Raw genomic sequence first — 23,547 nt, 5'->3', positions numbered from 1 at the left:
CGAGGCGGATTCCCCGATTCATCGACATTTAGTTTAGGCTACCCAAAACGACGTTAGGTCACCCTTGGGTGACGTGTGTCCACAGACGAGGGGATCAGTGTGAGCGTTCTTCCAGGTTCGAACTCCGGAGCGGCAAACGAAGCTACGTTTGCTCTCACAGGAGCTCAACTCGGGATTTGGAACGCACAGAGGCTTGATCCCGAATCCCGGAGCTATCTCGTCGGTGAGGTGCTCGAAATCTCGGGCGACGAACCGATCGACACCGAACTTCTGACGGCCGCCATCACTGCGACGATCGGCGAAGCCGAAACCATGCGGCTGCGGATGATCGAGACGGCGGACGGCCCGCGTCAGTACATCTCCGACGAGCCGGTTGGCGTCATCCCGATCACCGACGTCCGTGACGAGCGCGATCCCGTAGCCGTGGCGCACGCACTGGTCGACGCCGAGCGCAGCCGAGCGTCCGAGTACTGCCGCTTGATGGTGGAGCGCCCGCTTTACACGTACTCGCTGATCAGGCTCTCCGATCGCGAGATCTGGTGCATTCAGCTCTATCACCACCTGATCGTCGACGGATACAGCGCAGCCATGATTTCGCGTCGTGTCGCCGCGCACTACACGGCGGCGAAGAAGGGAACCGACGTCGCACCAACGCGATTCGGTTCGATGAGTGCGTTGGTCGCCGAGGACGAGGCGTACCGGGCTGGCGAGCAGTTCGCGGAAGATCGTGACTACTGGCGTGATGTCCTGACGCCGTTGCCCGCGTTGGACGGACGCGGCCAGCGGGTCACCGGTCCGGCGGAACGAACGATCCAGGTTCGCGAGGTCATTACCGCCGACGCCCTCAACCGCCTCAAAGAGGTGGCAGACGCGACGGGAACAACGTGGGCCGAGGCACTGATCGCCTGCTACGGCGCGTTTCTCCACCGGTTGCTCGGTGAGACGGATGTTGTCATCGCGATGCCACTCATGGCGCGCGTAGGCCGCACGGCACTCAAGACGCCGGCCATGGCAGTCAACGTTCTGCCTCTCCGGTTGACGATTCGCAGCCACGATCGACTCGGTGACCTGAGCAAGCAGGTGGCCGCCACGATGAAAAGCCTGCGCGCACACCAGCGCTACCGCGGTGAGAATCTTGCTCGGGACCTGGGCGTCGCCGGCACCGGCGCACTGCTTCACGGGATCGGAATCAATCTCAAGGCTTTCGACTTCGCCCTCGATTTCGCCGGCGCTGTGGGTGTACTACGTAACGTCGCCGGAGGTCCGCCGGAGGACCTGGGTTTGACGGTCACCCCCATCGCGGACGGCGAAGTTCTCCTCGGGTTCGAAGTGGACGCGCGCACCAACACTCGGGATTCGGTTCAGCGTCGCCTCGCTGGTTTCGTGAGCATCGTCAACGCAATGGTGGGGGAGGGAGACCCTGCCGTCGGACAGGTGCAGATGATGCCGGCACCCGAAGCTGCGCGGATCCTTGCCGGCCGTGAAATTGAACCTGTGCCTGGCTCCGTCGCCCTCGTCCCGGACGTCTTCGACCGCATCGTCGCCGATCATGCGGATGACACGGTCCTGGTGTGCGGTGAGGAACGTCTGACAGGCGCAGAACTCGGTGGCCGCGTCCACAAACTCGCCCGGTTGCTTCGGGCTCGCGATGTCGGCCCGGACGACATTGTCGGACTTGCGCTTCCGCGTACCTCCGAGATGGTGGTGGCTCTGCTCGCGACACTGAACGCGGGCGCAGCGTACGTGGCCCTGGATCCGCAGCACCCGGCCGAGCGGTTGCGGGATCTGATCGACGACGCGCAACCGAAGGTGGTGCTCACCACTTCCGCGCTGGCCGAGCAACTCGTCGGAGATTCTCGACCCGACCCGCTCGTACTCGATTCCGACGAAGTGCGCGAAGAACTCCGTGCCCATTCCGAGTTTCCACTCGAACTCGGTGAACTGGCGACGGCGCGGCATGGCGATCACCTGGCGTACGTCATCTACACCTCGGGATCGAGCGGCAAGCCGAAGGGCGTGTTGGTCAGAAGCGGTGGATTGGCGCACCTGCTTCACCATCACCGCGCCACCATCTACCGGGACACGGCCGCGCGCGTCGGAAACCGGCAACTGCACACCGCGCATACGGCGTCGTTCGCCTTCGACGCGTCTCTCGATCAGCTGTTGTGGCTGCTGTGTGGTCATCGGGTGCACGTATACGACGAAGAACTGCAGAAGGACGCCGTTGCCCTGGTCGCGGCGTTCGAGCGAGATTGCGTCGACGTGGTCGACACGACGCCGTCGATGGCGGCAGCGATGGTGGACAACGGATTGCTGCGCACGCAGCGGCTGCACCTGCTTGTCGTGGGCGGCGAGGCGGCACCGCCCGCACTGTGGGACGCGATCATCGAATCCGGTGTTCCCGCTCGAAACCTGTACGGCCCCACCGAAACGACGGTCGACGCGATCGCGACCACGGTCGAAGGTGCCGGACCGCGTATCGGGTACCCGCTCGCGGGAACCCGCGCGTACCTGCTCGACAGCGCGCTCGAACCGGTCGCCGACGGCGAACGAGGTGAGCTCTATCTGGCCGGACCGCAATTGGCCAGGGGATACCTCGGTCGCGCCGGAGCGACCTCCGAGCGTTTTGTCGCAGATCCCTTCGGGGCTCCGGGAGATCTGATGTACCGCGCCGGGGACGTCGCGCGCTGGGTACCCGGGCGGGGATACGACTTCATCGGTCGTAGCGACAAGCAGGTGAAGATCCGCGGACATCGCGTCGAGTTGAGCGAGGTCGAGGCAGTTCTCGGATCGGTGCCCGGAATCGGCGCGGCCGCCGCGCTGATCCGTACGGATGGAGGACGGCCCAGCCTGGTCGGCTACGTTGTAGCCGCCGCCGGTACGACGCTTCCGCCGCAGGAAGAATTGCGCCGAGACCTCGCCGGTCGCGTACCGGATCATCTGGTTCCCGCCGCAATCGTCGTTCTGGACGAACTACCCGTCACGGTGAACGGAAAGCTCGATCGTGCGGCACTACCAGCCCCGGCCACCGAATCGGAAGGTCGCGCTGCATCCACACCACACGAGGAAATCCTCTGTGACGTGGTGGCCGAGGTGCTAGGCCGCGAGCGCGTCGGTGTGGACGAGGATTTCTTCGGCCTCGGTGGTGACAGCATCACGGCAATCAGTGTCAGCAGTCGCCTGCGGGTGCGCGGACTGGTCGTCGCTCCGAAAGAGCTACTGGCACAGCGAGATCTGGGAACCATCGCCGCTGCGGCGCGTGAGATTGCCGATGACGCCGACGCCGTAGCCTCGGTTGCGGACGTGGCGACCGGCACCGTGATCGCTCCGCCGATCGTTCGGGCACTGATCGACAAGAATCCGACAGACGAGGCAATCGCGGGCTACACGCAGTGGACCGCAGTGCGCATCGACGACGGCCTCTCGCTTGGCGACCTGCAGTCCGGCGTGCAGACGATCCTCGATCACCATGACGCTCTACGTCTGCTCCTGCGCCGTGACAATGACAGCGGCACTACCGAATTGATCGTCCGAGACGTCGGCGCGGTGCGCAGCGAGGGGCTCGTTCACGAGGTGTCCGACACCTCCGAGCCGTCCCGGATCAGAGAGCTCGCGGAGGCGTCGGCGGCGAGTCTCGACCCACGCGCCGGTGAACTCCTGCGAGTCGTACTGGTCAATACCGAGACCGGTCGACCCGACCAATTGATCGTCGTGGCTCACCATTTGATCGTCGACGGTGTGTCCTGGCGAATTCTGCTTCCAGACCTCCACGAAGCTACCGATGCAGCGCGCGAGCGTAGGTCGGCCCGGCTGGGTGCTGGCGGAAGTTCGTGGCGCCGATACGCGGGGTTGCTCGCAGAATTCGGGACCTCGGGCAGCATGGCATCGGAGCTCGAGTACTGGAAGTCCGCGTCGGTACAGGCGGACGACGAGCCGATCGGCAGTCGTCGTCTCGACCCGAAAGTCGACCTCACCGCAACCGCCTCTCGCACGACAACTGTTGCACCCCCGGCTGTCACCGACGCGCTGTTGACCACGCTTCCGGCGGCGTATCGAGCCAAGGCCGACGAAGTGCTTCTCGCGGGTTTGATGCTTGCCTTGCGCTCATGGCAGCACGGCCGCGGCCTCATCGGGATGCCCGCGCAGACAGTCACCGTCGAAGGCCATGGCCGCGACGCGCTCACCAGCGACACCGACTTCGCCGGAACCATCGGGTGGTTCACCAGTGAGTTCCCCGTCCGGGTTCCCACCGATGCACTGCTCACCGCAGACGATCTTGCCGACGCACTGAGCGGCGGAGCAGCAGCCGGGCATCTGCTTCGTGCGGTGAAGGAAGCAAAACGCGCCGTACCCGGAGGTGGAGTCGGCTACGGAGTTCTGCGGCATCTGGATCGCGACACCGCACCTGACCTTTCCGCGTGCGCTACACCCGAACTGCTGCTCAACTATCTCGGCCGCTTCCCGTCCCTACCCGGAACCGGATGGCGATTGCCGGAGCAGGATCCATTCGCGGTCATCGAACCGGCGACGAAGGCTATGTCGGAGGTGCTGGCGCTCAACGCATTTGTCCGTGAGGACGACTCGACGACGCTGGCAGTCGAATGGACTGCGGCGGGTTCAGTGCTCGACGGCGAAACGATCGTCGCGCTGCAAGAGCATTGGGAACGTGCGCTCGCTGCCCTGACCGCGCATGCCGCGCTCTTCGAGGGTGGTTTGACGCCTTCCGATTGCTCGGCGACGATCTTCGGCCAGGGCGCGGTGGTAGATCAAGCCGGGATCAACGAACTCGAAGCCGTCCACGGACCGCTTGCCGATGTACTTCCGCTCTCGCCGCTACAAGAAGGCCTCCTGTTCCACGCGGTCCGTGACGGCGAGGCAGACGTCTACACCCTTACTGCACGCTTCGACCTCTCCGGCCCGTTGGACGAGGTGAAGTTGGCCGACGCGTTCGAGACCGTGATCGACAGGCACCCGAACCTACGCGCAGCTTTCCACTACGAGCAGTTCGAACGGCCCGTTCAGATCATTCCGCGCGGTGCAAAAGTCGAGTGGCGTTCGGTCGACCTGACCTCCGTTCCAGCTGACACTGCATTCCGCTCTGCAGATCAGCTCGAGGACGAGGCCGCCGATTACGTCTTCGATGTCAGTACACCGCCTCTGCTGCGTGCGCTGCTGATTCGGCTGCCCGGCGGGGTGCACCGTTTGGTCCTCAATGCGCATCACCTGCTCACCGACGGGTGGTCGACTCCGATCGTCCTGCGCGAGCTGATGAACGTCTACCACGACGGCGATGCGCACCTTCCTGCGCCGACGCCGTATCGCGACTACTTGGCATGGATCGCCGGCCGTGATCAGGACTCTGCCCGCGCAGTGTGGAGTGAGCGTCTGCGTGGGCTCACCGCGCCGACTCTCGTTGCCGACGCAGGGGCGCCGCGAAGTGTGCCCGTCGCGCTCGAGGTTCCTCTCGCGACATCGGACGCCGAAGCGCTGATCGAACTCGGTCGTGCGCGAGCGCTGACGGTCAACACCCTGGTTCAGGGTGCGTGGGCAGCGGCGCTCGCCGAAGCGTCGGGACAGTGGGACGTCGTGTTCGGGGCCACGGTGTCCGGCCGACCTGCCGAACTCTCCGGGGTGGAGGGAATGGTCGGGTTGTTCAGCAACACGATTCCGGCCCGCCTCGACATCGTCGCGGATCAGCCCTTGCTGGATCAGTTCGTCGGTCTGCAGAACGCGCAGTTCGACATCGTGGACGTCGAGCACACCAGTTTGGCCGAGATCGAACGCATCGCCGGGATCGGTCAACTGTTCGACACGCTCCTGGTGTTCGAGAACTTCCCGAACTCCGGTGCGGGACAGCCTGCATCGCACACACTTCGAGTCGAGGGATTCACCAACCGCGGAGTCACGCACTATCCGATGACGTTGATGGCGCCGCCGAGCACCGGTCTGGATCTGGTCCTGTACCACGATCCGGCAGTTGTCTCCGAAGCCACGGCGCAGCGAATGGTCACACGGCTCGCGGAGATCCTGCGTGGGTTGCTGACCGAGCCGACAGCTCCCGCATCCGCGGTGCTCACGGTTGTCCGACAGGCAGCGTCCGTTGCCGATGCGGTGTCTGTCACGAAAAATGTGGCTGTCACGAAAAAGGTGGCCGCGTCCGATCCTGCGATCGATGTCGATCCCGCGGTCGTCGATGCAGTGTGCGCCTGTGTCGCAACGGTGTTGGAGATTCCCGACGTCGATCCGGGTGACAATTTCTTCACTCTCGGCGGTCACTCGCTCACAGCGATGCGGTTGGTGGGAAGTCTGCGGAAGCTGGGAATACGCGTCGTCGTCTCCGATGTCTTCGACACCCCGACCCCCCTCGGTCTTGCAATGGCCGCACGCGTCGATCAGAAGAAGTTCTCGCCGGATTCGGTTGCTGTCGTCGATCGACCCGCCGTGACCGTGGCGACGTTCCGCGCCCCGGCAGTGGCGGGAAATCCTGATCACGAGCGGTATTGGGTTCGCACGCTCGCGGGCTTGCCCCTCGAAACGGACCTTCCCTACGATCGCCCGCGCGGCAAAGAGTACCGCCCGCACACCTACGTTCGTCAGCTACGCGATGCTCGGTTCGGTGACGGATCAGGATTCGACGCGGTGCTCTTGGCCGCAGTGGCGGCGACGCTGAACGGCTTCGGTGGCGGTCGGGACCTTGCGGTCGGACTGTTCTCGGAAGGGACTGACACCCTGATTCGGGTCGACCTGTCCGGTCGGCCGAGAATTGCCGATGTCGTTCGACGAGTCGAAAACGCTGTCTCTGAGTCACTTGCGCATTCCGAAGTCAGCCTCGACCGAATCGCCGATCTACTCGGGCGTCCCACCAGCAGTCTGTTCGCTGCCCGTGTCGGTCACTCGCCCGGAAATAGCGTCGACCTCGAATTCGTCCGAACCGCAACAGAACTTCGATTGACGGTTGATGCCGGGCTGTTCGACGCCGCGACTGCGGACGCATTGCTCGACGGTGTGATCGCGGTCCTCGGTCACGAAAACAGCACTGTCGTCGCGGACCTGCGATTGTCGGAAAGCAAGTCGGATCGCGACCCGGGCCGACGCGCGACGCCGCCGTCGGGGATCTCGCAGTTGTTCGCTCGACATGCCAGCCTCCACCCCGACGACGTCGCGGTGATCTCCGGCGAGGTCGGAATTACCTACGGGGAACTGTCGGCGCGCGTCGACGAGCTGGCCCGCGAACTTCTCGCGGCCGGCGCCGGACCCGAGAAGGTAGTCGCCGTCGCGCTCGATCGAGATGCGGATCTGGTGGCCGGACTGCTCGCGGTACTGCGTATTGGTGCGGCGTACCTGCCACTCGACGTCGACTACCCGAGTGAGCGGCTCGAGTTCATGATCGAGGACGCGGCCCCGGTGTGTGTCCTGACCAGTATCGACAGCGCCGGGCAACTTCCGTCGACGGTCGCCACGAGTGTCTTCGTGGACGGTGAGTTCACCAACTCGGGCGTTGTGCTTCCTTCACCGCCCGCGGCGGGTGATCACCTCGCCTACATGATCCACACCTCCGGTTCGACGGGTCGCCCCAAGGGCGTGATGGTCTCGACGGGCAACCTCGCGGCCTTCGCGGACACGGTACTCGAGGATTGCTGGATCAGGCCGGGCGATCGCATCGTCGCGGTGACAACGGTGTCGTTCGACATCGCGGCACTCGAGTTGCTGTGCCCGCTCGCAGCGGGCGCGACTGTCGTGATCGCAGACCGCAGGACGGTTCGCGATCCGGATGCGTTGTCGGCGTTGATCATCGCAAGCGATGCGACAGTGATGCAGGCAACGCCGGCGCTGTGGCGAGTGGTCACCGAACACGAGAACGCAGTCGGACTCGCCATGGTGCGAGCCCTGGTGGGAGGGGAAGCCCTCCCGCAGGATCTGGCTGACGATCTGGTGGCCAACGCTGCTTCGGTCCGGAATGTCTACGGACCCACCGAGGCCACGGTGTGGGCGACATCTTCGGTCATCACGACCGGCGACCGAGTCACGATCGGTCAGCCCTGGACCGACGTGCACGTGCGAATCCTCGACGACGACCTGCGTGAGGTTCCGGAAGGCGTTGCGGGCGAGCTGTATCTGGGTGGTGCGCAGGTGGTCCGCGGATACCTGAATCGCCCCGATCTGACCGTCGCTCGGTTCGTTGCCGATCCTTCTCTGCCGGGGGCACGTCTCTACCGCACCGGCGATCTGGTCCGACGCAGGCGAGGGGTTTTGCACTTCCTTCGTCGTGCGGACGATCAGGTGAAGGTTCGCGGTTTCCGTATCGAGCTCGGCGAGGTCGAAGGCGCGCTCGGATCGGTGGCCGGTGTGTTCCGCGCGGCAGCCACCGTCCGTGTCGATGCGGCGGGCACCGGAAGTCTGCACGGATATGTGGTTCCCGAAGGTGGAACCACGCTCGATTCGGTACTGGTGCGCAAGGAGATTGCGCGGCTGCTCCCCGAGCACATGGTGCCGCAGAGCATCACGGTGCTCGAAGCACTCCCGCTCACCCTCAACGGCAAGGTGGACCGAAAGGCATTGCCCGACACCGCGCCGGATCGTGTGCCGAGCCCACTCGTAGCCGTCGATGCGGATCGTCGGGCACGGCTCGAGTCGCTGAGCCCGGGATGGCAGGACGTGCTACCACTCGGTCCATTGCAGGAAGGCATGTACTTCCAGTCGGTTCTCGACGGCGCCGGCGGTACGGATGTCTATCACATGCAGCCGCGATTCGAGTTCTCCGCCGATGCTGCCGTCGACGTTCGCGCACTCCGAGCAGCGGGGGATGCGCTCTTGCGGCGCTATCCGAACCTGCGGGCCGGCTTCACACACGCCGGTTTCGACGCTCCGGTGCAGTTCGTGCCCAGGGCAGCCGAAATGCCTTTCCGCGAGATCGATCTGAGCGCAGTTGCGACCGAGGACATCGATCGCGAGGTTCGCGCCGTCGACGAGGCCGAATTCGGCACGCTCTTCGACTTGAGTGCACCACCACTCATTCGAATGGTGCTGGTCTGGTTACCGGGTGGGGGAGCGCATCTCGTCTTCACTCAGCACCACCTGCTGACCGACGGTTGGTCGCAGACCTTGATGTACGCGGAGTTGTTTGCGCTCTACGAGTTTGCTCGCACTCACGGCACGGACCCGGTTGGACTCGACGGCGCGCTCGACAAGCCTGCGGACTTCCGTGATCACCTGCGATGGATCGCCGAAGCGGATCGCACGGACGCCCTCTCGTCCTGGAAGGACTACCTCGCGGATCTCGAGCAACCCACACTCGTGGGTGGTACGGGATCAGGCGGACGCGCTCCGTTGCCGGTGTTCACCCGCGTTCAGCTCGAACAGAGCATCACCGAGCACGTTCGCGAGCTGGCCAGACGTAGCGGAGTGACGCTGTCCACCGTCGTCTCTGCGGCGTGGGGCCTGGCATTGCGCGCCGTGACGGGGCGTGACGACGTGGTCTTCGGATCGACGGTTTCGGGACGTTCACCCGAGGTCGAGGGCGCCGACCGCATGGTGGGCTTGGCGCTCAACACCATTCCCGTGCGTGTCCGGGTCCGGCCAGGCGAGGAGATCTCGGCGTTGCTCGGACGCCTGTTCCGTGAACAGGGTTCGCTGCTGGGGCATCACCATCTCGGGCTCGGCGACGTGCAGCGAAGCGCTGGGTTCGCAACACTGTTCGACACGCTCTACGTCTTCCGCAACACGCCTCGTGACGAACAGGCACGTCGAGACACGTTCGGGCGCAGTGGAATCGTCGGGTTCGACGCAGTGGACGGCACCCACTATGCGCTCACGCTCGACGTGGATCCGGGGGTCGGGGATGCGCCGATGGCGCTCACTCTCGAAAATCGTCCCGACCTGATTCCCCACGACGTGGCTCGGGACGTTCTTTCACGCACCATCACGATCCTCGAAGTGATGGCGAATTCCGATACCGCCACGGTGGCGGACACGGCGGTTCCGCTTTCGCGCACCCCCGCGGAATTCGCTTCGGAGCACATTGTGATGCCGCGGCCGGACCAGGCCGGCGGTAGCGTGGACGCCTTGCTCCGCGAAAGGGCAGCGGCAACTCCGGACGAGACGGCGCTGGTCTTCGGAGACGTCACACTGAGCGCAGCCGAGATGAACACTCGAGTGGACAGGCTGGCACGGATACTCGCTTCGGCGCTGGGGCAGTCGGTGCCAGGCGCGGGATCGACCCGTGTTGTGGCGCTCGCACTTCCGCGTACCGCCGATCACGTCGTAGCGATCTTCGCGGTCATGAGAACCGGAGCGGCATACCTTCCCTTGGATCTGGCTCACCCGCCGGCACGCCTGCGCGAACTGATCCTCGACAGCGATGCGGCGCTGGTGATCACCACGACTCAGACGCGTGACCTTGTTGTTCCGGACGGACAGGTATGTCTGGTCCTCGACGACCCGGACGTAACCGGGGTACTCGACGGGCAGTCCCCGGCACCTGTAGTCGACGAGGCCGCGGTGTGCGGGCCGACCTCACCGGACCAGCCTGCCTACGTCATCTACACCTCGGGCAGTACCGGAAAACCCAAGGGCGTCGTGGTGGGTCACCGCGGGTTGACGACGATGTATCACAATCACAAGGCCGAGATCTTCACTCCGACCGAAAACAGTGTGGGTGGCCGACGTTTGCGCATCGCGCACACAGTCTCGTTCTCGTTCGACATGTCGTGGGAGGAACTGTTCTGGTTGCTCGCGGGGCATGAAGTTCACGTGATCGACGAGCAGGCGCGACTGGACCCCGCGTCTCTGGTGAAGCATTACCGCGAAGTCGGTATCGACGTCGTGAATGTAACCCCCTCGTATGCACGGGAACTGATGGCCGCCGGTCTCCTCGACGGGGAGCGGACGCCTGTGTTGGTGATGCTCGGAGGAGAAGCTGTACCTGCCGAACTGTGGTCGCGATTGCGCGATCAGGACGGTGTCGACGGGTACGACCTTTACGGGCCGACGGAGTTCACGATCAACGCGATGGGATCCCCGGTTCAGGGGAGCGAGACACCGTGCTTGGGTCGTCCGATTCTGAACGCGTCCGCGCGGGTACTCGATTCGGGGCTGCGGGAGGTTCCGATCGGAGCGGCGGGCGAGCTGTACATGTCCGGTGACGGAACGGCGATGGGTTACCTTCACCGGACCGCGCTGACATCTTCCGTATTCGTCGCTGATCCCTACTCGGTCGGTCACCGCATGTACCGCACGGGTGACGTCGTTCTGCGTCGCCGCGACGGCGAACTCGAATATCTGGGTCGCGCAGACCATCAGGTCAAGATCCGAGGCATTCGGATCGAATTGGGTGAAGTGGAATCCGCGCTGGCGTCGTTGCCGGGAGTGTTGAGAGCGGCAGCGTCAGTCCGTAGCGAAGGCGGTGGGCCGCCGCGACTGGTCGGGTACGTCATCGAAGAACCCGGCGCTGATTCAACCGATCTGCGAGCTGCGTTGCGGGAACGCGTACCGGCACACCTGGTTCCGTCGGACATCGTCGTCGTGGATTCGATTCCGCTGACGCCCAACGGAAAACTGGACCGCGGTGCGTTGCCGGCACCCCCCGCCCGAGCAGCGGCCCGAGCACCGCGAACCGAGATGGAAAGGCAACTGTGCCAGGTCTTTGCGCGGGTACTCGGCGTCGAGGCCGTCGATCCCGACGAGAGCTTCTTCGATCTCGGCGGCGACTCGCTTCGAGCCATGCGACTGGTGGGGGAGATGGAGCATGACCTGTCGGTGAGCGTCGGTGTGGGAACGCTGATGGCCCGTCCGACAGTTGCAGAACTTGCAGCACACCTTGGCGAGTCGGCGTCCGAAATCGATTTAAGTCGCGATCGCCTTCTGACACTCCGAGCCGAAGGCAGCGAAGAACCACTGTTCTGCGTGCATCCGGCCGGTGGATTCGCTTGGCCCTTTGCACCTTTGATCGGTGTCCTCGAGGCTGACCGTCCACTGTTCGGCCTGCAACTTCCCACAGTTGCCGGTGAGCCACTCGAACCGACGAACGTGGACCAACTGGCAGCGATGTACGTCGACACGATTCGGGGCGTTCAGCCGAGCGGGCCGTACCACCTGCTCGGCTACTCGTTCGGTGGCAACGTCGTTGCCGCGATGGCGGCTCAGCTGGTCGATATCGGCGAGACGGTGGAGTTCGCCGGTCTGATCGATACTCATCCACTGGGAGATCGTGACGATCGCGGTCGCGACGATGCCGACGACCGAGATCTGGCCGCCGCCCTGCCACCCGAGATCCTCACTCAGGCACCGGGACTGGTCGAGGATGTTCGGGCGGGTTTTGATGCCACTCGTTTGCTCGTGGCCCGCTCGACTGACACAACCTACGACGGACCGGTTACTCTGATCACCGCCGACGCCGAGGCGTCCGGACAGCTGCTGGCCGATCGCTGGCGCAGAGTCCGCGGGGACCGGGACATGGCAGTACACCATCTGCCGTACGACCACGCCGGATTGGTGACCCCAGCCGGGTGGGCGGCAATTGCCCCGCTGCTCGACAGCCATTTGTCGAAACGCACGGCCACATAGTTTGAAAACCACACAGTTGAAACACAATGGGAGCTCAATGATGAAGTCCACACCGCCCCTCGCGATACGGAGTTGGCGACGATTCGTCGCCATCGCAGGGTTGCTGATCGTCGCACTCGTGGCGATGATCGGTTGCAGTAGCGATTCGAACGACGAACCGACCAAGGCTGCAGAGCCCACGACGCGCGTGATCGAAACTGAAAAGGGCTCGGTCACCGTGCCCGCGTCGGCGGAGCGCATCGTGGTTCTGAGCGGCGGTCTCGCCGGATACCTGTACGCCCTGGACGCACCGGTGGTTGCCACCGATACCCGCGTCCTCGGTGTCACGAACCTCGACGGTGGATTCCCGCCGGCATGGTCGGATGCCGCAAAGGCGCAGGGCACCAAGGAATTGCCGGCCGGCGAGCAGCTCAACATCGAAGCCGTCGCGGCGGCTGAACCCGACCTGATCATCGGCGGTGGACAGGGCATCACCTCGGTTCAGGCCGAGGAACTCTACGACCAGCTGACCGCTATCGCACCCACCGTGTTGGTCCCCAAGACGGTTGCCAACTGGGACAAGCAGCTCGAGATCGTCGCCGATGCCGCAGGTCGTTCGGACAAGGTTCCGGCACTGATCAGCGCGTACGACGACAAGGTCAAAGAGGTCAAGGGCAAGATCAAGGTTCCCGAGGGCAACGTCGTCTACATTCTCTCGCTCGCCAACAACAAGCCGTACCTCGTGCCGCCGACGGCAGCGCTCCCCGCAATGCTCGCCGAGCTCGGTTTCAAGGCCGACGACGTCATGGCCAAGGCCGGCAACCCGCAGCTCTTCGGCTCGGGTGACTCGTTCGAGGTCAGCCCGGAACTGCTCTCGCAGGTCGCCGATGCTCCTGTCGCCTTTGTGATTCCGGTGTCCGGTCGCCCGATGGCCGAACTTGCCACCGATCCGCTCTACTCGCAGCTGCCGTCCTTCAAGGCAGGCACGACGTTCGAGCTCCCCGCCACCAGCTACCGTCCTGACTACGACGGCGCAATGGCTACGCTCGACCTGATCGGCCAGACCTTCGCATGACTCGATTCGGTGGGCTGGTGATCGATGTTTCACCGTTGCGGACCAGCCGTCCATTCAGGTACGCGTTTTCCGCGCGATTGATCTCGCTGCTCGGGATCGGACTGCTCGTCGTAGCCGTTCCCGCGCAGACGTACCAGCTCACCGGCTCGACCTTGCAGGTTGCCGGAGTGTCCACGGCGATGGCCATCGCCATGTTCTTCGGCAGCCTGTTCGGCGGCGTGCTCGCTGACCGTTACGACCGGCGACGCACCATCCAGTTGGCCCGCAGTGCTGCGGGTCTCGGCTTTGTCATTCTCGGGTGCAATGCGCTCTTGCCACACCCGTCGATGTGGGTCATCTACGTCGCGGCAGCCGTCGACGGCTTGGCCGGCGGTGTCAGCAGCTCGGCCTTGATGGCTTTGATGCCGACGTTGTTGCCGCGCAACAAGATGGCTGCGGCCGGCGCTTTGGTAGCGCTGACCACCGACATCGGGACGATGATCTCGCCGGCAATCGCCGGCGTGATCATCGCCTCCGGCGGCATCCCCGCGACATACTTTGTTGCTGCGGTGGCCACCGCAGCAACTGTCACGTTGTTCCAGGCCATCGGCCCCTCCCCTGCACCGGGCACGAATCACGAAAGCCCGATGCGCGCGCTTGTGACCGGCGTGAAATTCGCCGGCACGCACACAGTCATTCGCGGCATCCTGATCAGCGGACTGTTGGTCATGTTCGTCAGCGGGCCTATGGTGTTGCTGCCTGCCTTCGTCGACCAGGTTCTCGGCGGCGGACCCACCATGCTCGGTCTGCTCTACGGCGCCCCCGCTGTCGGCGCTGTGATCGGTTCACTCACCAGCGGTTGGACGGGACGAGTCCACCGCAACGGCGCCGCGATGTTGATCTCTGTTGCGCTGATGCCTCTCGGCCTGGTGGTACTGGGTGCGTCGGGAGCAGCGATTGTCGCGTTCCTGGGCCTGGCCGGATTCGGCCTCGGCCGCGCACTCAACGACATTCTGAGATTTGCAGTCCTTCAACAGAACACGCCGGACGAATTGCGCGGACGCGTGTCCAGTCTGTGGATGGTGCAAGCCGTCACGGGTACGGCGATCGGTTCGATGGCAGCCGGGTTCCTCGGGCAGTGGCTCGAGCCTGGCGCCGCGCTACTGGTCTTGGGGCTCGCCGGTGTGACACTGGGCCTGGTGCTCCTGGCAGCATTGGGTTCGGTGCGCCGGGTAACTTCGGAGATCAACGAAGTCGATCTCTCCGAAAACACTGTGCCGGTGGGGAATGCTCCGCCGGAAAAGGAAGGTAGTTCATGAACCGAGGAGACCACCTCGCGACCATCGCCGAAGTTCTGGCGGGAACCACCGGCGCAAAAGTGCCGTACCCCATCGGCATTCGCGAACTCGAAGTTGTTCGCAGCGAAATGGTCGGGACCGGACTGTTGCGTCTGACCTTGGGTGGACCGGAGTTGGAGGGCTTCGAATCGCACGCTCCCGACGAGCATGTCCGCCTGGTGTACCCGGATGCAGACGGAACTTTGCGTCTACCCGAACGCGACGGATTCAGCCTGAAGTGGCCTCGTCCATTGCCGATCTCGCGTGAGTACACCGTCCGTCGATATGACGCCGAGGCGGGGGAGCTGGACCTCGACTTCGCGCTCCACGAAGGTGGGTACGCCTCTGATTGGGCTCAGGCGGCCACCGTCGGCACTCGGGTGCACGTGGCAGGTCCGCCCGGCGGCGTCGTAGTTCCATGGACGTACGACCGCTATCTGCTGGCCGGTGACATCACCGCCCTTCCTGCCATTGCTCGTTGGCTCGAGATGATGCCCGCTGCTGCCGCCGGGTGGGTGTTCGTCGAGATCACCGACCCTTCACAGGAAATCGAACTCACTGTTCCGGAAGGAGTCGAGGTGCGATGGCTGCACCGCGGTGACGTCCCAGCCGGTCACTCGGATCTGCTCGAGCAGGCAGTCCGGACGGTCACCGTGCCCGAAGGTGAGCGCGTCTACGCCTGGATCTCCGGTGAGGCCACCAGTCTCAAGCCGATTCGCAGATTCGTGCGCGACGAACTCGGCCTGAGTTCGGGCGACCACCTGATCACGGGCTACTGGAAGCGCGGAGTCGCAGACTTCGACGAGGACGACGACGACCACTGAACATCGGTTGACGCCGGTTTCGGCATCGTCACCGCGACAACGAGTCCGACAATCGCAACGATTGCCGCCACTCCGAAAGCCGTGGCGAATGCCGAGTGCTGGGGAAGGCCGCCGGATGAAGTCGCGCTCGCGATGATCCCGGCGGCAATTTGGGTTCCCACAGCAGAACCCAGCGATCTGGCGATCGTGACTATTGCCGTCGTGACACCTACGCGGTCTGCCGGTGCGCTGTCGGCGGAGATGACGAACACTGCCGTCGACGCGGCGGCAACGCCGGTACCCGCAAGGATCAGCACCACAACGATCTGCCACATCGTGGTTGCAAAGACCCCGGCGGCGCCGCTGAGGCCGAGAAAGGCAACTCCCGCTACCGCAATGGCTTTCGTGCCGACCCGTTGCGCGAGCTTTCCGGAGATCACCGACGCGATGACCGCTGCGCCGTAGCCGACGCACAGCAGGAAGCCGATGGCGCTGGTCGACGCACCGCGGCCGAATCCGCTCTCTGCCGGCACGGCGAGTTGCTGCGGAAGTAGATAGACAACAGCGCCGTAGGTGAACCCGAAAACCACGCCGACGACCACGGCGCTCCACATCGAACGATGCCGCATCATCGTCAGGTCGACCATCGGCTCGGTTGTCCGGCTCTGATACCTGGCCCAGATCGTGAAGACGGCAGCGGAAGCGAGAAGCAGCAGCATCGACGTCGGTGCGCCCCACCCGTTGCTCGATGCGCTCGCCAGCCACGCCGTCAGCGTCAACAAGCCCAGAGCCAATCCGGCAGCTCCCGGCCAATCGAGTCGGCCGCCGACGTTCGACATATGATCTCGTGGTGTGCTCATGGCAAAAGCAATTGCGCCGAGCAAAACGAACGCGGTCGGAACTGCATACATCGCGGTGCGTGAGACGTTTTCCGCGACGGGTCCCGCCAGCACGACTCCCAGAGCGCCGCCGGCCACGACGACAGCCCCGAGCAAACCCGTGGCCGTCTTGAGTCGGTCCGAGGACAAAGTGCGTCGTAGGACCACGAAGCTCACGGGCAACAACCCGAGCCCGAATCCCTGGAGAAACTGGCCGAGGACGAACAGCGGGAAGATCGTTGCAAGAGCGGACACGCTGCCGCCCAGGACGACGATTGTCGTGATCGCGAGCAAGGTGGGGCGGGCGCCGTACACGTCGGCTATTCGCCCGGCCATCGGCGTGACGAGAACAGTGCTCAACGTCAGAGCGACGGATGCGAGCGCTCCGACGTCGGCCGTCACTCCGAAGTCTCTCTGTATCAGGGGGAGTGCGGGGACGATGATGCTTTCGAGCGCGGCGACGGCAGCGATCAGCAGGGTCAGGCTTGCGATAGTTGCTACCGGTCGCGGCTGATTTCCGGAGATGCTCTCTGTGGTCATCGTGCTCTCTTTCGATCGGGGAGTGAGGGGCTTCTGGACACGACGAAGCGCCGCCCCAGCAAGAGTCCGGAAGGGTTGTGGCACTGGGTATATAGGTCAGTGCGGTAGAGCGTCTTGTTATTTCGTTACGCGTACCGTTATTGTGGAGAAATGTAATCGGATTCAGCGCACAAAGCAAGAGCCGGATGGGGCGGAATTGGCGCGAAGTATCGCGAGACCACAACCGGCAGACTTTCGCTGTTGTGGTCGGTCAGGGTCAGGTGATGTGACGATGAGGCGTATTTCTCGTCGAACATGACGCTGGTCACCAAAAGGGCTCTGCCAGCAGGGAGTTCATCTGCCGGACACATCCAAGGTCCCCGTTTGAAAGCCGGGTTTGTTAGCTTTCTGCCTGTGACGCGACGTCACGGAAAGTTCACGAATCACGGAGGATCATCATGGGTTCTATTTCAACGATCATCGGCATCTTCGAGCTCTACAAGCTGCTCGAGCCGCTGCTGAGTTCGCTGAGCTGATTCAGGTGTGATTTCGCTGTCGAGCCGGGGCGCCGAGGGACTCGGCTCGGCAGCGGATCTCGAGGATCCGGCGCGATCAGGACCCGTGGAACGGATGTCGGCACCGGCAGAATTCCATCGCTCCGGTGTAGTGGTCCATCACCAGGATTTCTGCGCACCGAGCGGGCTGCGGTGCGAACCTGAGGCAGCGCTCGATCCAGCCGCGCTCGAGCGAAGGGGCCGGGTGCGCGCAGTTCCCGCATCGGCCGGGACGTTCGGCGACACGTACGGAACCGTGGTGCTCCGGGGGCATGCCAAACATCTTGGTGGTGCGATGTTTCCAGGGCAATGGTTCGGCTCGAGCGGAAGCTATGTCACGAAAGCGCCGGCGGCGATATGCGAGGACCGAACGCGTTGAGGCTGGCTACCTGGCTCCCTGATAATCCGATTGCCCAGACTGAGTTTTTTTGGTGCAAGCTGCGGCTACTGCGCTGACGCCCAGAAATTCTCGGGCTATCTGGGCAACGATCATGTGGTGGTAACCGCGAACAGAATCCGATCCGGCTCGCGTTGCATACGGGTGATCGCGACGCGGCCCCCGATCCAAGCACCAAGTGCACCAATCGCAACAGCGACAGGGATGGCGAAATAGTTCACCGGGTTCGGTAGCAGCGCCCCGAGTAGAACGCCGGGCGCCGTTGTCGCGGCGAAGATGACGATGGCGAGAATGATCAGTCCGAAGGACGAGCCGTTGAAGGACCCGCGGGTGTTGAAGGAGAACGTCTTCTTCATCTCCGGAACCGGGTAGGGCGCTTTGGCGGATATCGCCACTACCAATCCTGCACCGACTCCCATCATCGAAATGCCGACGGCGATCGGCACGGCCAGTCGGTCGGTCCCGAGGTCCCCGAAGATCCGTACAGCAGCTGTTGCGACGACCACGAAGGGTGTCATCACGATTGCCCACGCGATTTGTCGGCCCCGGACGTCAGCGGCAGCGGCTTCGGGGATCATCACCAGATGCCAGATCGATGCGCCGTCGAATCCGTACAGATTCGATCCGGCTGCCATTGCCAGGTAGATCAGGAACCAGGCACCCCATGCGGCGGAGAAGGGGATCGATGACGAGATCAGCGGTCCGAAGCCGGAGACCAAGGTCATGATGGCAACGGAGAGCAGTTGTGTTCGTCGGCGCATGTCTCCGTGCCAGAGCGAAAGCTCGCGAGAGATGACGGTGCCCAGTCGGGATGCGCGCCAACCGGTTCGAATGTCGCGGCCCTGGTTCTTCAATTGCACGGAAGTGGCGCCCGCTGATTCTGCGACCTTCCCGTTGAAGTAGCGAACGACCAGGCGTTGCCATGACCACAGCAGTGCGAGATCGACCAGCACCAGGGCGAGGACTGCTCCGGCGGCGAGGAGCCAGGCGCCTCCTGCTGCTGCGTCGACACTGGTGATTCCCCACGCGAACGGTATCGAATGCGCGACCGTGAGCGGCCACGTGACGTCGCCGTCCACGACCGTGCCGAGGCGACTCTGCAGCGGAAATTGCAGCAGATACAGTCCGCCGAAGAACGTGCCGAATGCCAACAGTCCCAGTTCGCGGCTGCGACGACTCCGCAGGAGCTGCGACATCGCCAGCATCGCGACCCGTGAGGTGCCGACAATGAGCAGGACCGTTGCGGGCCAAGCGATAATGGCCAATGGCAATACGGCAGGGTGGTGTGTAGCGGCATAAATTGGAATCGCTGCTGCAGCCAACGCGGTAATCGGCACGGTCATACCGACCAGCGACGTCGAGAACAGTGCTCTGGCGAGTCGGACGGGTTCCAGGGGGAGTAGTTGGAAATGTCTGGGGTGAAGATTGTCATCTGACAGACCAGACATGATCGGCATCAAGATCCACATCACGCCGATAGCCGACAGTGCGAGACTGGTTGTGCCGCTGACGAGTTCGGGAGAAACACCGTTTGTTCCCGAAGCTCGTAGGCACAGTAGAGCTGCCCCCAGAACCCCGAACAACGCTGCAATGACCTTGATTACAGCTCTTCCGCCGGTGAACTGACGTTTGTAGAGGGTCATGCGCATGCGGAGAACAGTGCGCCACACCGAGACCGACGTGTTCCAGTGTGTCGGTGAAAAGCTGGTGGTGGTCATGCGCGCATCCATGACAGTCCGTCGGGATTGGGACTGCGGCTGCCGACAAGGCGAACGAATGCCTCGTCGAGTGTGTTGCCTGCGCGCACCTCGTCGACCGTTCCTGAAGCCACGACGCGCCCGTCTGCGATGACTCCGATTTGAGTACACAGTTGTTCGACAAGGGCCATCACGTGACTGGAAAGAATGACCGAGCCACCTGAGTGGACGAACGAGAGCAGAATGCTCCGAATTCCGGCCGAAGAAATGGGGTCGACAGCTTCGAACGGCTCATCCAGTACCAGTAAGCGAGGGCCGTGCAACAAGGCCGAGGCCAACCCGATTTTCTTCGTCATACCCGCTGAATAGTCGGCGATGACCGTTCCACCTGCATCGGCGAGATCGAGCGCGGCCAACAGTTCGTCGCGTCGTGACGCGATGACGTCCTCTGGCATGCCGCGCAGTCGCCCGAAATAGGTGAGTAGTTCATGACCGGTGAACTGGGCGGGTAGCGCCAGACCGTCGGGTAGAACGCCGAGCAGACTCTTCGCTGCCACAGGGTCGTTCCACACGTCGTAGCCGTACACCAGGCTGCGACCGTAGTGCGGGCGAAGCAATCCGACAGCCATCGACAGTGTGGTCGTTTTTCCCGCACCGTTAGGGCCCACCAGGCCGAACAACGAACCTGAGGGCACCGCGAGGGAAAGGTCGTTCACAGCAACTTTCGCGCCGAACGCCATGCAGAGGTGTTCCACCTGTAAGGCCATCGGTCCGGGAGGCAACTGGCCTGTCTCGGGGAGAGGGTGCATCGATCGAGGGTAACTGTCCGGAGCCCTGTGCGCGGAGACAGAGCGGAGCGATGCAGGCTGCGTGCACCGAATGTCTTTGGTAAGTGGTTGGTCGCGGCATGAGTCGCTGGTTCGCAAGCTGAGCGGATGGCAGGAGTCGAACCTGCGTGGACGGTTTTGCAGACCGCTGCCTTGCCGCTCGGCCACACCCGCATTGATCCAATTATGTTCGTAGTGAACAACAGTCGCCAGGATTGTGATCAGGGTGAATTGATCGCCATGTGACGGATTGTGGGGAAGGCGGTGAACTGGCGGGCTAGGCGCGGGAGAACACCGCGACCAGGAATTCGGAATTGTCCTTGAACGGGCGCAGGTCCCACGTGGACAGCAGCAGATCAGCCTCGAGGCCACTCGCGGCCGCATCGGCGAGAAACTCGGGGAACTCGTAGCCACGGCCGGCACCGAATCCGATGACCACTCGGCCGCTCGGAGTGAGATGACGAGCAAATCCTGACAATACTGCTTGCCTGGTTGACGGAGCGAGAAACGCCATCACGTTGCCTGCCGACACGATGACGTCGAAATTCGCCTCGACACCGCGGGCCGGTAGATCGAGCTCGGAGAGATCGCCGACAAGCCACGTCGGGCCTGGGTGGTCCTCCTCCGCGGCAGCGATGAGAACCGGGTCAACGTCGACTCCGACAACCACATGCCCGACGTCGTGCAGATAACCGCCGAGTCGGCCCGGCCCGCACCCTGCATCGAGAACCCGGCCACCGCGTCCGAGCATCGCGTCGATCAAACGTGCTTCCCCGACAATGTCCTTGCCGTCCGCTCTCATGGAACGGAAACGCTCGACATATCGTGTGGAATGCGTCGAGTCGGCTGCAGTGATCTCTTCCCACTGGCTGGGGATGCGCTCGTTCGGGGCCTGTGCAGTCATCTTTCGAGGGTACCGACAGCTCACCGGGTGCCGACGACCGTCCCGTCTGCGGCATATCCGACGAGGGTTGGACGAGGGGAGATGAGCGAGAGGGGAATCCATCCGTAGAAGCGGTCTTCGGCAAGAACTGTTGGATAGATTTGGCCGTCTGCGGTGTGAAGTTCGGCCCGAACGGCACCTCCCGCCCCTGCGTCGTAGGTCGCCTCGTGCGAACCGGCCTCGTACCCGGCGCCGCCCCCGAATGAATCTGCGCCGTACAAGTCGTCGTTCGATCTGCAGCCGTGGCCGAGGCTGATGAATTTCGACGGACCAACCTTGTCGATGTCGGCTGACGCCTCGAAAACCGGGGCGACACACCTCCAGCCATCAGCGCCGTGGGCAACGAAGACGCTGAACCGGGTTCCGTCAGGTCCGGGGATGGACCCGACCCGATCGGCGGTGGACGGATCTATTCCGCCGTTGGTTCCCGGCATGGTCTGCCAACCCGAGTACATATCCGTAAACGGTTTTGGCATCATCGCCGTGGCAGCGGCGCAGCCCACCATTCCCGCTGCACAGAGCATCGCGACGAGAGCTACGGCGCCAACTCGGCGGCGTGGAACCTTGGGCGTTCCAATGTTGTTTTCGTCAGCGATGATTCGGATGCGAGCGGCAACCTGGACGTTCTCGGGCCAGAGCTCGGCGAAAAGTGAATCGGTCGGCCGCAGCTTCTCGAGGGTGGTCAGCAGATCATTGCTCATGGAGTACTCCCGTGTTCGGCGGCAGCGCAAGGTCGGGCGGTGTTCATCGGGATCGCGGTGTCGGATTCTGAAGCCAACCCGGTGCTCAATCGACGCCGAGCGCGAAAGAGTCGAACATGCATGGCTGGAACCGAACACCCGGCGACACGCGCTGCTTCGGTGGCGGTCAATCCGTCCCAGGCAGTCAGGAGTAGGGCTTCACGCTCGGTGACGGTGAGTGTTGTCAGTGCTTCGAGCAGTTCTGTGCGGTCGGGGACAGTGACGTCGGCGCCCGGCGTCGATGCCGCGATCTGCTCGATTCGTCGCATCTTCTCGGTCAACGCATCGTGGCGCCGAACGCTTCGACGGTTGTTGTTCACGGTGTTTCGAGCCACCACCAACAGCCATGGAAGTGCCTGTTCGGGCACCTCGTCCAAGCGTCGCCAGGCAACGAGGAACGTCTCGGAGACAACTTCCTGTGCGCTGTGGTGATCAACGTGGCGGCAGGTGTACGCGAACACCCGACCGGCGTAGGCGTCCCACAGGACGGTGAAACGCTGTTCGTCGCTCGGTGGTGGCCCGTCCTCGGATTTCGGCGTCATAAGAAGAGATGTCCGGCTGGTTGCTGATCCTTACAGCGTGGGCGCCAATGGACGGTTTGCCGTCTTACTCCGGCCGAGGATTCCGACGGTCAGGAGCAACAACGCAAGGATGTACAGCGTCATGATCCAGATGCCGGCAGCGGCAGGCTGCCACTTGTTCGCCTGACCGAGCAGGATCAGGGCGTCAGAGGTGAGGAACAGTGCGCCGCCGATACCGGTGATCGTGTTGTAGGCCAGTGCGGTGGACGCGGTTCCCACCAGGATTGCGGCGTACACAGGGACGGCAATCCGAAGTGCCGGTTCGAGACCGGTCCAGGCGTACGACACAAGGGCAATTCCGGCAACGGCGTACGCGCACAAAAACCATGGCCGCCTTCGTATCTCCCGAAGCGCGCCGTGCGAGAGAAAGAATCGGATGAAACAGACGTGACCGATCGCGAAGGCGGCCATCCCGATGACAAACGTGGAGTCCCAGATCAGGAACAGGTCTCCGAAAGCGCAGGCAATCAGCGCAGCAGCAACGATCCTCGGTCCGCCTTGGTCGACAACCCAGGCAGCCAGAATCGGAGCGAGCATGACCTTGGTGATCCCGTCCCAGGGCGCAGCATCAGCGGCATTCAGGATCAGATGAAGAATCGCTACCGCGGAAAACCCGACAAACCATGGCGACCGGAAGGTGCTCGGCAGTCCGGCGTCGCCAACAGATTCACGCATCG

General features: G+C 63.5%; 12 protein-coding genes and 1 tRNA gene. 5 read left to right on the top strand and 8 right to left on the bottom strand.

Features of this window, described 5'->3' with window-relative positions; all coding sequences use genetic code 11:
* The first annotated feature begins 99 nt into the window (after window positions 1–99).
* The 4 genes from QMA15_RS16015 to QMA15_RS16000 are packed head-to-tail and all read left to right on the top strand — an operon-like array spanning window position 100 to window position 15,755.
* The gene (locus QMA15_RS16015; protein WP_279163925.1) at window positions 100–12,561 is read left to right on the top strand and encodes a non-ribosomal peptide synthetase; all 12,462 of its coding nucleotides are present in this window, start codon (window positions 100–102) and stop codon (window positions 12,559–12,561) included.
* Between the two features lie 40 nt (window positions 12,562–12,601).
* Complete coding sequence (locus tag QMA15_RS16010) at window positions 12,602–13,615, top strand: ABC transporter substrate-binding protein (protein ID WP_029538034.1); 1,014 nt, start codon at window positions 12,602–12,604, stop codon at window positions 13,613–13,615.
* Window positions 13,612–14,913, top strand: a complete 1,302-nt coding sequence (gene entS, locus QMA15_RS16005; RefSeq protein ID WP_070385278.1) for an enterobactin transporter EntS — start codon at window positions 13,612–13,614, stop codon at window positions 14,911–14,913. The genes QMA15_RS16010 and entS overlap by 4 nt, the downstream gene beginning before the upstream one ends.
* Complete coding sequence (locus QMA15_RS16000) at window positions 14,910–15,755, top strand: siderophore-interacting protein (protein ID WP_070385277.1); 846 nt, start codon at window positions 14,910–14,912, stop codon at window positions 15,753–15,755. Before entS ends, QMA15_RS16000 begins: the two co-directional genes overlap by 4 nt.
* Here the strand turns inward: QMA15_RS16000 and QMA15_RS15995 are convergent.
* Complete coding sequence (locus QMA15_RS15995; RefSeq protein ID WP_019748157.1) at window positions 15,704–17,152, bottom strand: MFS transporter; 1,449 nt, start codon at window positions 17,150–17,152, stop codon at window positions 15,704–15,706. The genes QMA15_RS16000 and QMA15_RS15995 overlap by 52 nt on opposite strands.
* 522 nt (window positions 17,153–17,674) lie before the next feature.
* Here QMA15_RS15995 and QMA15_RS15990 point away from each other — a divergent pair.
* Window positions 17,675–18,064: a hypothetical protein gene (locus tag QMA15_RS15990; RefSeq protein WP_279163922.1), complete on the top strand. Its 390-nt coding sequence runs from the start codon at window positions 17,675–17,677 to the stop codon at window positions 18,062–18,064.
* A 110-nt stretch (window positions 18,065–18,174) separates the two neighbouring features.
* Here QMA15_RS15990 and QMA15_RS15985 read toward each other — a convergent pair whose 3' ends face one another.
* The 7 genes from QMA15_RS15985 to QMA15_RS15955 all read right to left on the bottom strand — a co-directional run bounded on the left by QMA15_RS15985 (window position 18,175) and on the right by QMA15_RS15955 (window position 23,545).
* The gene (locus QMA15_RS15985) at window positions 18,175–19,800 is read right to left on the bottom strand and encodes an ABC transporter permease (protein ID WP_279163921.1); all 1,626 of its coding nucleotides are present in this window, start codon (window positions 19,798–19,800) and stop codon (window positions 18,175–18,177) included.
* Window positions 19,797–20,588, bottom strand: coding sequence for an ABC transporter ATP-binding protein (locus QMA15_RS15980; protein ID WP_279163920.1), 792 nt, complete (start codon window positions 20,586–20,588; stop codon window positions 19,797–19,799). Before QMA15_RS15980 ends, QMA15_RS15985 begins: the two co-directional genes overlap by 4 nt.
* 121 nt (window positions 20,589–20,709) lie before the next feature.
* Window positions 20,710–20,780 (bottom strand) — tRNA-Cys (locus tag QMA15_RS15975).
* A gap of 103 nt (window positions 20,781–20,883) precedes the next feature.
* The gene (locus tag QMA15_RS15970) at window positions 20,884–21,510 is read right to left on the bottom strand and encodes a class I SAM-dependent methyltransferase (protein WP_279163919.1); all 627 of its coding nucleotides are present in this window, start codon (window positions 21,508–21,510) and stop codon (window positions 20,884–20,886) included.
* Between the two features lie 20 nt (window positions 21,511–21,530).
* Complete coding sequence (locus tag QMA15_RS15965) at window positions 21,531–22,250, bottom strand: hypothetical protein (protein ID WP_279163918.1); 720 nt, start codon at window positions 22,248–22,250, stop codon at window positions 21,531–21,533.
* Window positions 22,247–22,831 (bottom strand): sigma-70 family RNA polymerase sigma factor, encoded by a 585-nt coding sequence (locus QMA15_RS15960; RefSeq protein ID WP_279163917.1) that lies wholly within the window; start codon window positions 22,829–22,831, stop codon window positions 22,247–22,249. The genes QMA15_RS15965 and QMA15_RS15960 overlap by 4 nt, the downstream gene beginning before the upstream one ends.
* A gap of 30 nt (window positions 22,832–22,861) precedes the next feature.
* Window positions 22,862–23,545: a lysoplasmalogenase gene (locus tag QMA15_RS15955; protein WP_279163916.1), complete on the bottom strand. Its 684-nt coding sequence runs from the start codon at window positions 23,543–23,545 to the stop codon at window positions 22,862–22,864.
* Between the last annotated feature and the right edge of the window lie 2 nt (window positions 23,546–23,547).

The organism is Rhodococcus sp. APC 3903 (assembly GCF_030407755.1).
In the GTDB taxonomy this organism is placed as follows: domain Bacteria; phylum Actinomycetota; class Actinomycetes; order Mycobacteriales; family Mycobacteriaceae; genus Rhodococcus_F; species Rhodococcus_F erythropolis.
The sequence above is the reverse complement of the archived record's forward strand: the minus strand, read 5'-3'. Positions and strand labels throughout refer to the sequence as shown.

Coding starts and splice junctions, on each gene's coding strand:
- QMA15_RS15965 (WP_279163918.1), bottom strand. CDS start 22,250: ATGAGCAATGATCTGCTGACCACCCTCGAGAAGCTGCGGCCGACCGAT.
- QMA15_RS15995 (WP_019748157.1), bottom strand. CDS start 17,152: ATGACCACAGAGAGCATCTCCGGAAATCAGCCGCGACCGGTAGCAACT.
- QMA15_RS16000 (WP_070385277.1), top strand. CDS start 14,910: ATGAACCGAGGAGACCACCTCGCGACCATCGCCGAAGTTCTGGCGGGA.
- QMA15_RS15960 (WP_279163917.1), bottom strand. CDS start 22,831: ATGACGCCGAAATCCGAGGACGGGCCACCACCGAGCGACGAACAGCGT.
- QMA15_RS15980 (WP_279163920.1), bottom strand. CDS start 20,588: ATGCACCCTCTCCCCGAGACAGGCCAGTTGCCTCCCGGACCGATGGCC.
- QMA15_RS16010 (WP_029538034.1), top strand. CDS start 12,602: ATGAAGTCCACACCGCCCCTCGCGATACGGAGTTGGCGACGATTCGTC.
- QMA15_RS15955 (WP_279163916.1), bottom strand. CDS start 23,545: ATGCGTGAATCTGTTGGCGACGCCGGACTGCCGAGCACCTTCCGGTCG.
- QMA15_RS15970 (WP_279163919.1), bottom strand. CDS start 21,510: ATGACTGCACAGGCCCCGAACGAGCGCATCCCCAGCCAGTGGGAAGAG.
- entS (WP_070385278.1), top strand. CDS start 13,612: ATGACTCGATTCGGTGGGCTGGTGATCGATGTTTCACCGTTGCGGACC.
- QMA15_RS15985 (WP_279163921.1), bottom strand. CDS start 19,800: ATGACCACCACCAGCTTTTCACCGACACACTGGAACACGTCGGTCTCG.